Annotated in this window: 6 protein-coding genes; 4 read left to right on the top strand and 2 right to left on the bottom strand. The window is 72.2% G+C overall.

Features of this window, described 5'->3' with window-relative positions; all coding sequences use genetic code 11:
* Positions 1–26 precede the first annotated feature (26 nt).
* The 4 genes from secD to ACXJKG_RS17175 all read left to right on the top strand — a co-directional run bounded on the left by secD (position 27) and on the right by ACXJKG_RS17175 (position 6,011).
* Entirely contained in the window at positions 27–1,934 is a 1,908-nt protein-coding gene (gene secD, locus ACXJKG_RS17160) for a protein translocase subunit SecD (RefSeq protein ID WP_456846956.1), read from the top strand.
* Positions 1,934–3,031, top strand: coding sequence for a protein translocase subunit SecF (secF, locus tag ACXJKG_RS17165; protein ID WP_456846951.1), 1,098 nt, complete (start codon positions 1,934–1,936; stop codon positions 3,029–3,031). The genes secD and secF overlap by 1 nt, the downstream gene beginning before the upstream one ends.
* On the top strand, positions 3,028–3,606 hold the full coding sequence (locus ACXJKG_RS17170) for an adenine phosphoribosyltransferase (RefSeq protein ID WP_456846952.1): 579 nt from the start codon (positions 3,028–3,030) through the stop codon (positions 3,604–3,606). The genes secF and ACXJKG_RS17170 overlap by 4 nt, the downstream gene beginning before the upstream one ends.
* An 80-nt stretch (positions 3,607–3,686) precedes the next feature.
* Entirely contained in the window at positions 3,687–6,011 is a 2,325-nt protein-coding gene (locus ACXJKG_RS17175) for a RelA/SpoT family protein (protein ID WP_456846953.1), read from the top strand.
* Here ACXJKG_RS17175 and ACXJKG_RS17180 read toward each other — a convergent pair.
* The gene (locus ACXJKG_RS17180; protein ID WP_456846954.1) at positions 5,998–6,576 is read right to left on the bottom strand and encodes a hypothetical protein; all 579 of its coding nucleotides are present in this window, start codon (positions 6,574–6,576) and stop codon (positions 5,998–6,000) included. The genes ACXJKG_RS17175 and ACXJKG_RS17180 overlap by 14 nt on opposite strands.
* Positions 6,577–6,682: 106 nt before the next feature.
* Positions 6,683–8,026: DUF349 domain-containing protein (locus ACXJKG_RS17185; protein ID WP_456846955.1), on the bottom strand; the 1,344-nt coding region annotated here is incomplete at its 5' end.

The following is an 8,026-nucleotide window of genomic DNA, read 5'->3' on the forward strand; positions in this document are numbered from 1 at the left end:
GTGCGCGCACGAGAGAAGAAACTCCGTTGGCTCCTCCTACACGCCGTCAGAGGCCCGTCCGCACGCTSGTCGTGCTCGGCMTCATCATCYTCGCGCTSYTCGGCRCSATCGCCGCGGGSRYCAAGTGGTCSACSGCGACSTGGACGCCGAACCTCGCGCTSGACCTCGAGGGCGGCACGCAGATCATCCTGCAGCCCGTGCTCACGGAGACGGGCAAGAAGCCCGACTCCGCGACCATCGCGCAGGCGATCGACGTGATCCGTCAGCGCGTCGACTCCTCGGGCGTCGCCGAGGCGGAGATCACGAGCCAGAGCGGCGGCAACATCGTCGTCGCCCTGCCGGGGCACCCGAGCGAGCAGACGCTCGAGCTGGTCCGCACGTCGGCGCAGATGGCGTTCCGGCCGGTGCTGGCCATCGGCAACCCCACGCCGACGGACACCTCGACGGCGACCCCGACGCCCACGGCCTCGGCCGCGGCGGCAGCGGACGGGTCCACCCCGGCCCCGACGCCGACGCCCAGCGCCTCGGCGGAGGCGCCGTCGGACACGCCCACCAAGGCGGCGCCCGACAGCCCGAGCGACGCGGCGTACTACATCACCCCGAAGGTGCAGGCGGACTTCGACGCCCTCGACTGCACCGACCCCAAGAACCTCACCGGCGGTGTCAACGGTGACCCGGACAAGGCCTTCGTCACGTGCAGCCAGGACGGCAGCGCGAAGTACATCCTTGGTCCGATCGAGATCGAGGGGGCGCGGATCTCCAACGCCAGCTCGGGTCTGAACCAGCTGCCCAGCGGCGGTACGGGCAACGAGTGGGTCGTCAACATCGCGTTCGACAGCAAGGGCACGACGCAGTTCACGGACGTCACCACCCGGCTGCAGGGTCTGGCGGCCACCCCGCCGCAGAACCAGTTCGCCATGGTGCTCGACGGCCTGGTCATCTCGGCGCCGAGCCTGGCGTCCGGCGTGATCATCTCCAACGGCAAGGCCGAGATCTCGGGCACGTTCACGCGTGAGAGCGCCGCGAACCTGGCCAACCAGCTGAACTTCGGCTCTCTGCCGCTGACCTTCACGGTGCAGAGCGAGGAGCAGATCTCGGCGACCCTGGGGTCCGAGCAGCTGCAGAAGGGCCTCATCGCCGGCCTCATCGGCCTGGTGCTCGTCGTCCTCTACTCGATGCTGCAGTACCGGGCCCTCGGCCTGGTCACGGTCTCGTCGCTCGTGGTCGCGGGGATCCTGGTCTTCGGCGTGATCACGCTGCTCTCCTGGACGCAGGGCTACCGGCTCTCGCTGCCCGGTGTCGCCGGTCTGATCGTGGCGATCGGTATCACGGCGGACTCGTTCATCGTGTACTTCGAGCGCATCCGTGACGAGCTGCGCGAAGGTCGCACGCTCGTCGCCGCGGTGGACCGCGGCTGGGAGCGCGCGCGGCGCACCATCCTGGCGTCCGACGCCGTGAACTTCCTCGCCGCGATCGTGCTCTACCTGCTCGCGGTCGGCGGGGTGCGCGGCTTCGCGTTCACCCTCGGTCTCACCACGCTGATCGACGTGCTCGTGGTCTTCATGTTCACGCACCCCGTGATGCAGCTGCTCGCCCGCACGAAGTTCTTCGGCGAGGGGCACCGGTTCTCCGGCCTCGACCCGCGGCGCCTCGGCGTCGAGGGCTCCCGCTACGTCGGCCGCGGCCGCGTCGTCACGGGCCCGCGTCCCTCGGGCGTCGAGGACGCCGTCGTCGAGGACGCACCGGTGGACGCCGAGCCCACGCCTCGCGTGCCGGTCACCGTCGGTGCGGGCACGAGCGGGCTGACGATCGCCGAGCGCCGTGCCGCGGCGAAGGCGGCGGAGCAGAAGGCCGCGACGGCCGATGCTCCCGCCGACGAGCCGACGACCGAGTCCGAGCCCGAGTCCGGGCGCACCGAGGGGAACGAGCACTGATGGCCGCCGGATTCGCCCAGTGGGGCAACGACCTGTACACGGGCCGGCGGTCGTACGACATCGTCGGCCGGCGCAAGATCTGGTTCACGATCTCGACCATCCTCGTGATCCTCTCGGCGATCTTCCTGATCAAGCCGGGCCTCAACCCCGGCATCGAGTTCCGCGGCGGCTCCGAGTTCGTCGTCTCGGGCGTGGCCGACGAGAACCAGCAGCTCGCCACCGACACGGTCCTCGCGATCGCGCCGGACGAGCAGCCCAAGGTCACGACCATCGGCGCCGACGGCCTGCGCATCCAGACGTCGACGCTGACCAACGACGAGGTCGAGCAGGTCAAGAGCGCGCTGGCGACGGCGTTCGACGTCCCCGAGGCGACCAACGTCACCAGCTCGTTCATCGGGCCCTCGTGGGGCGCGGACATCTCGAAGAAGGCCATCACCGGCATCCTGGTGTTCCTCGTCTTCGTGACGATCGTGATGACGATCTACTTCCGCAACTGGCGGATGGCAGTCGCCGCGCTGCTCGCGCTGTTCCACGACCTGATCATCACCGTCGGCGTGTACGCGGCCGTCGGCTGGGAGGTCACGCCGGCGACGGTGATCGGCTTCCTGACGATCCTCGGGTACTCGATCTACGACACCGTCGTCGTGTTCGACAAGGTGCGCGAGAACACCGCGGACACGCTCGACCAGTCGCGGTTCACGTACGCCGAGAAGGCCAACCTCGCGGTCAACCAGACCCTGGTGCGGTCGATCAACACCTCGGTCGTCGCCCTGCTCCCGGTGAGCGCGATCCTGTTCGTCGGCGCCTTCATCCTGGGCCCGGGCACGCTGCGGGACATCGCCCTGGCGCTGTTCGTCGGCATGCTCATCGGCACGTTCTCGTCGATCTTCCTGGCGACGCCGTTCGAGGTGACCCTGCGCGAGCGCGAGCCCGCGCTCAAGGCCCACACGGCGAAGATCCTCGCAGCCCGCGCCGCTCGCGCGGCCGGCGGCGAGACCGACGCCGAGCTGGTCGGCCCGGGCCTGCACGTCGCGGCGGGTGCCCTCAAGCCGGGCTCCCACCAGGGCGTCACCGCCCAGCCGAAGCGCAAGCGATGACCGGACCGGACGGCGCGGCGGGGGCTCCTACGGGGGTCCCCGCCGCGCGTGCGGCCGTCCTGGGGCGCATCGACCAGCTCGTGCGCCTGGTGCCGGACTACCCGCAGCCGGGCGTCCTCTTCCGGGACATCACCCCGCTGCTGGCCGACGCCGCGGCCTTCGCCGACGTCGTCGCCGAGATCGCGGACCGCGTCGACGGCCGGGTCGACCTCGTCGCCGGCATGGAGGCCCGCGGCTTCCTGCTCGCCGCGCCCGTCGCGGTGGCGCTCGGCGCCGGCGTGCTGCCGGTCCGCAAGGCCGGCAAGCTCCCGGGCCCGACCGCCTCGGAGTCCTACGAGCTCGAGTACGGCACCGCGACCATCGAGATCCACCCCGCCACGGTTCCCGCCGGCGCACGCGTGCTGGTGATCGACGACGTGCTGGCCACGGGCGGGACGGCCGCCGCCACGGTGTCGCTCCTGCAGCGGTGCGGTGCGCACATCGTCGGGCTCTCGTTCCTGGTCGAGCTCGAGGCCCTCCGCGGCCGCGACCGGCTGGCCGGGCACGCGATCGACGTGCTCGTCGCGGTGCCCTGACCAGGCCCGTCACCGGCCCCGTGACCGTCTCACCCCGCGCGCGGTCGTAGACTGTCGCCTCGACCGTGGGAGGGGGTGTGATGAGCGAGGACGTCCGCACGCCCGAGACCGGTGTCCCGGCAGCGCAGAGCGACTCCCCGTCGAGCCGCATGCGCTCGCGCCTGGGCCGGTTCGGCGCCCGCAGCGGTGCCGCCTTCCCGGCGATCGAGCCGGTGCTGCAGGCCGCGCGCACCAACCACCCCAAGGCCGACCTTGCCGTGGTCGAGCAGGCCTACGTCGTCGCCGAGAAGGCGCACCGGGGCCAGCTGCGCAAGAGCGGCGACCCGTACATCACGCACCCGGTGGCGGTCGCGACGATCCTCGCCGAGCTGGGGATGACGCCGTCGACGCTCGCGGCGGCACTGCTGCACGACACGGTCGAGGACACCGACTACTCGCTCGACCAGCTGCGGCGGGAGTTCGGCCCCGAGATCGCGATGCTGGTCGACGGCGTGACCAAGCTGGACAAGGTCACCTACGGCGACGCGGCGCAGGCCGAGACCGTGCGCAAGATGGTCGTCGCGATGTCGCGCGACATCCGCGTGCTGGTCATCAAGCTGGCCGACCGGCTGCACAACGCCCGGACCTGGAAGTTCGTCGCCGCGGCGTCGGCCGAGAAGAAGGCGCGCGAGACCCTCGAGATCTACGCGCCGCTGGCCCACCGGCTCGGCATGAACACGATCAAGTGGGAGCTCGAGGACCTCTCGTTCGCCACGCTGTACCCCAAGGTCTACGACGAGATCGTGCACCTGGTGGCGGAGCGCGCGCCGGCCCGCGAGGAGTACCTGGCGACTGTCCGCGAGCAGGTGGGCGCGGACCTGGGCAAGGCCAAGATCCGCGCGACCGTGACCGGCCGGCCGAAGCACTACTACTCGATCTACCAGAAGATGATCGTGCGCGGCCGCGACTTCGCGGACATCTACGACCTCGTCGGGGTGCGCGTCCTGGTCGACTCGGTGCGGGACTGCTACGCGGCGCTGGGTGCGCTCCACGCGCGGTGGAACCCGGTCCCGGGCCGGTTCAAGGACTACATCGCGATGCCCAAGTTCAACCTCTACCAGTCACTGCACACCACGGTGATCGGTCCCGGCGGCAAGCCCGTCGAGATCCAGATCCGGACGCACGACATGCACCGGCGTGCGGAGTACGGCGTCGCCGCGCACTGGAAGTACAAGGAGAGCGCGAAGAACGGCAGCTCGGCCGACCCGGACACCGCCGGCAACGACATGCAGTGGCTGCGGCAGCTGGTCGACTGGCAGAAGGAGACCGCCGACCCCAGCGAGTTCCTGGACTCGCTGCGGTTCGAGATCGCCGGCTCCGAGGTGTACGTGTTCACGCCCAAGGGCGACGTCATCGGGCTGCCCTCGGGCTCGACCCCGGTCGACTTCGCCTACGCCGTGCACACCGAGGTGGGCCACCGGACCATGGGCGCCCGCGTCAACGGCCGCCTGGTCCCGCTCGACTCGTCGCTCGAGAACGGCGACGTCGTCGACGTCTTCACCTCGAAGTCCGAGACCGCGGGGCCGTCCCGGGACTGGCTCGGCTTCGTCAAGAGCCCCCGCGCGCGCAACAAGATCCGCCAGTGGTTCTCGAAGGAGCGCCGCGAGGAGGCGATCGAGCACGGCAAGGACGCCATCGCCAAGGCGATGCGCAAGCAGAACCTGCCGATCCAGCGCCTCCTGTCGCACGAGTCCCTGGTGGCCCTGGCCAACGAGATGCGGTACGCCGACGTGTCCGCCCTGTACGCCGCGATCGGCGAGGGGCAGGTCTCGGCGGCGACGGTCGTGCAGCGGCTCGTGCAGTCGATGGGCGGCGAGACCGCGGCCGAGGAGGACCTGGCGGAGGTCGCGCGGCCCGGCCAGACGCAGCGCCGGGTGCGCACCGGCGACCCGGGCGTCGCGGTCAAGGGTGTCGACGACATCTGGGTCAAGCTGGCCAAGTGCTGCACACCCGTTCCGGGTGACGACATCGTCGGCTTCGTGACCCGCGGCGCCGGCGTGAGCGTGCACCGCAGCGACTGCATCAACGTGCAGAGCCTGCGGGCCGAGCCCGAGCGCATGGTCGACGTCGCCTGGAGCCACAACAGCACGTCGCTGTTCCTGGTCCAGATCCAGGTCGAGGCGCTGGACCGCAGCCGCCTGCTCTCCGACGTCACGCGCGTGCTGTCCGACTCGCACGTCAACATCCTGTCGGCGTCCGTCTCGACGTCCCGGGACCGGGTCGCGCTGTCGCGGTTCGTGTTCGAGATGGCCGAGCCGAACCATCTCGCGTCGGTGCTCGCCGCCGTGCGCAAGGTCGAGGGCGTGTTCGACGTCTACCGCATCACGGGGGCCAAGGCCGCCGAGGAGCCGGTCATCCGGGCCTGACGTCGCCGAGCAGCTGCAGGGTGGCGTGCGCCCGGCGGATCCCGCGGTGCCCTCGCAGGGTCGCCAGGTGCGTCACCGCCCGGTCGGGGTCGAAGCCGACGGCCTGCAGGTCGTGGAGCAGCGGGACGGCCTCGTCGGGCTCAAGAATCCGGGCGAGGTCGACGCCGGTCCGCTGCACCGAGGTGGCGCGCAGGTCCCCCACCCGGACGACGTCGTCGGGCGCCAGGACCGCCTCGGCGGCGACCCGGGCGGGATGCGGGTCGGTGCGCCGGCCGCCGGTCCGGACCAGCACGTCGACGCGGTCGGGCGGGTGTGCTCCCGTGTGGACCCACGCGGCGGTCCTCCGGCCGATGACGCCGCGGGACGGCACGAGGGCCGCGAGCGCCGTGGCACGGAGCTCGGGGGTGTCGTCCAGGTCGGCGGCGATGGCGACGTCACCCCAGACGAGGCGCAGGACGCCGTCGCGGAGCAGGCCGAACCACGCGGCGGACCCGACGTCCTGGCGACGGACGGTGCGGGGGAGCGTGAGCGTGGTGGCGCGGTAGTCGTCGAGAAGGCTGCTCACCCGTGCAGCATGGCGGCCGGCGGGGCCGCCGTGGGCGCCGGAGCGGACCTGTGGACGACGCGGGCCCCCGGCCGGGTGAGGACGAGGGCCTGCGTCGACGGTCCGGTCAGCCGCGCGCGTCCTGCGCGGCCCGCTGCACCTGCTCGAGCCACGCGCGCCGGGCGTCGAGGGCGGCCTGGGCGTCGGCGATGCGACGCGTGTCGCCCGCCGCCTTGGCCCGGTCGAGGTCCGCCTCGAGCCCGGCGATGGCCTGCTCGAGCTGGGCCGCAGCACCCTCGGCGCGTGCGCGTGTCTCGGGGTTGGTGCGGCGCCACTGCGCCTGGTCCGTGTCCCGCACCGCGGTCTCCACGGCACGCAGACGGCCCTCGATGCGCTGGACGTCACCGCGCGGGACCTTGCCGGCGGCCTCCCAGCGGTCCTGGATCTTGTGCAGCGCAGCCTTGGCGGCCACGAGGTCCGTGACGGGCAGGAGAGCCTCCGCCTCGGCGAGGAGCGCCTCCTTGACCTCGAGGTTCCCGCGGAACTCCTCGTCGGTCGCGGCCGACTGGGCGTCGCGCGCCGCGAAGAAGGCGTCCTGGGCGGCGCGGAAGCGGGCCCACAGCGCGTCGTCGTCGGCACGGCTGGCGCGGCCTGCGGCCTTCCACTGGGCCATGAGGTCGCGGAAGACCCCGGCCGTGGCGCCCCAGTCGGTGCTCGACTGCAGACGCTCCGCCTCGGCGACGAGCTCTTCCTTCACGTGCTTCGCCGAGGCGTTGCGCGTCTCGAGCTCGGCGAAGAAATGCCGGCGCTCACGGTCGAACGTGGTCCGGGCGTGGCTGAACCGCTTCCAGAGCGACTCCTCGGTGGGCCGGTCGAGGCGCGGCCCCGAGCGCTGCGCCTCCTTCCACTGGTCCAGCAGGGTGCGCAGCTGCTCACCGGCCGGGCGCCACTGGATCCGGGACGGGTCCGTCGCGGCGATCTTCTCGGCCTGCTCGACGATCTCGGTCCGCGCGACCACGGCCGCCTCGCGGGCCGCCGCCCGCTCGACCTCGGCCGCCGCGCGGCGCTCGGCTGCGGTCGCCTGGAGGGCCTCGAGACGAGCGCGCAGGCCGTCGAGGTCGCCGACCGCGGCCGGCTCGGCCACCTCGTCGGTGAGCCGCGCGAGCGTCTGGTCGATCTCCTTGACGGACAGGTCCGTCGCGCCGAGCCGGGCCTCGAACAGGGTGACCTTGGCCTGCAGGTCGAGGAACCGCCGCACGTAGAGCGCGAGAGCCTCCTCCTGCGTGGCGCCGGGGTACTGGCCGACGACGCGCTCGCCTGCGGCCTCGCGCACCGAGACGTTGCCCTCCTCGTCGACGCTGCCGAACGTGGCGGCGTGGGCTGCCTCGGCGGCGTCCTGCGGGGGCGCGACCGGTGCGGCCGGGGCGGCGGCGACCGCCGCCGGGGTCGGGTGCACCGGCGGGTGCGGCAC

The sequence above is a fragment of the Cellulomonas sp. P5_C6 genome (genome assembly GCF_054049635.1).

Coding starts and splice junctions, on each gene's coding strand:
- secF (WP_456846951.1), top strand. CDS start 1,934: ATGGCCGCCGGATTCGCCCAGTGGGGCAACGACCTGTACACGGGCCGG.
- ACXJKG_RS17170 (WP_456846952.1), top strand. CDS start 3,028: ATGACCGGACCGGACGGCGCGGCGGGGGCTCCTACGGGGGTCCCCGCC.
- ACXJKG_RS17175 (WP_456846953.1), top strand. CDS start 3,687: ATGAGCGAGGACGTCCGCACGCCCGAGACCGGTGTCCCGGCAGCGCAG.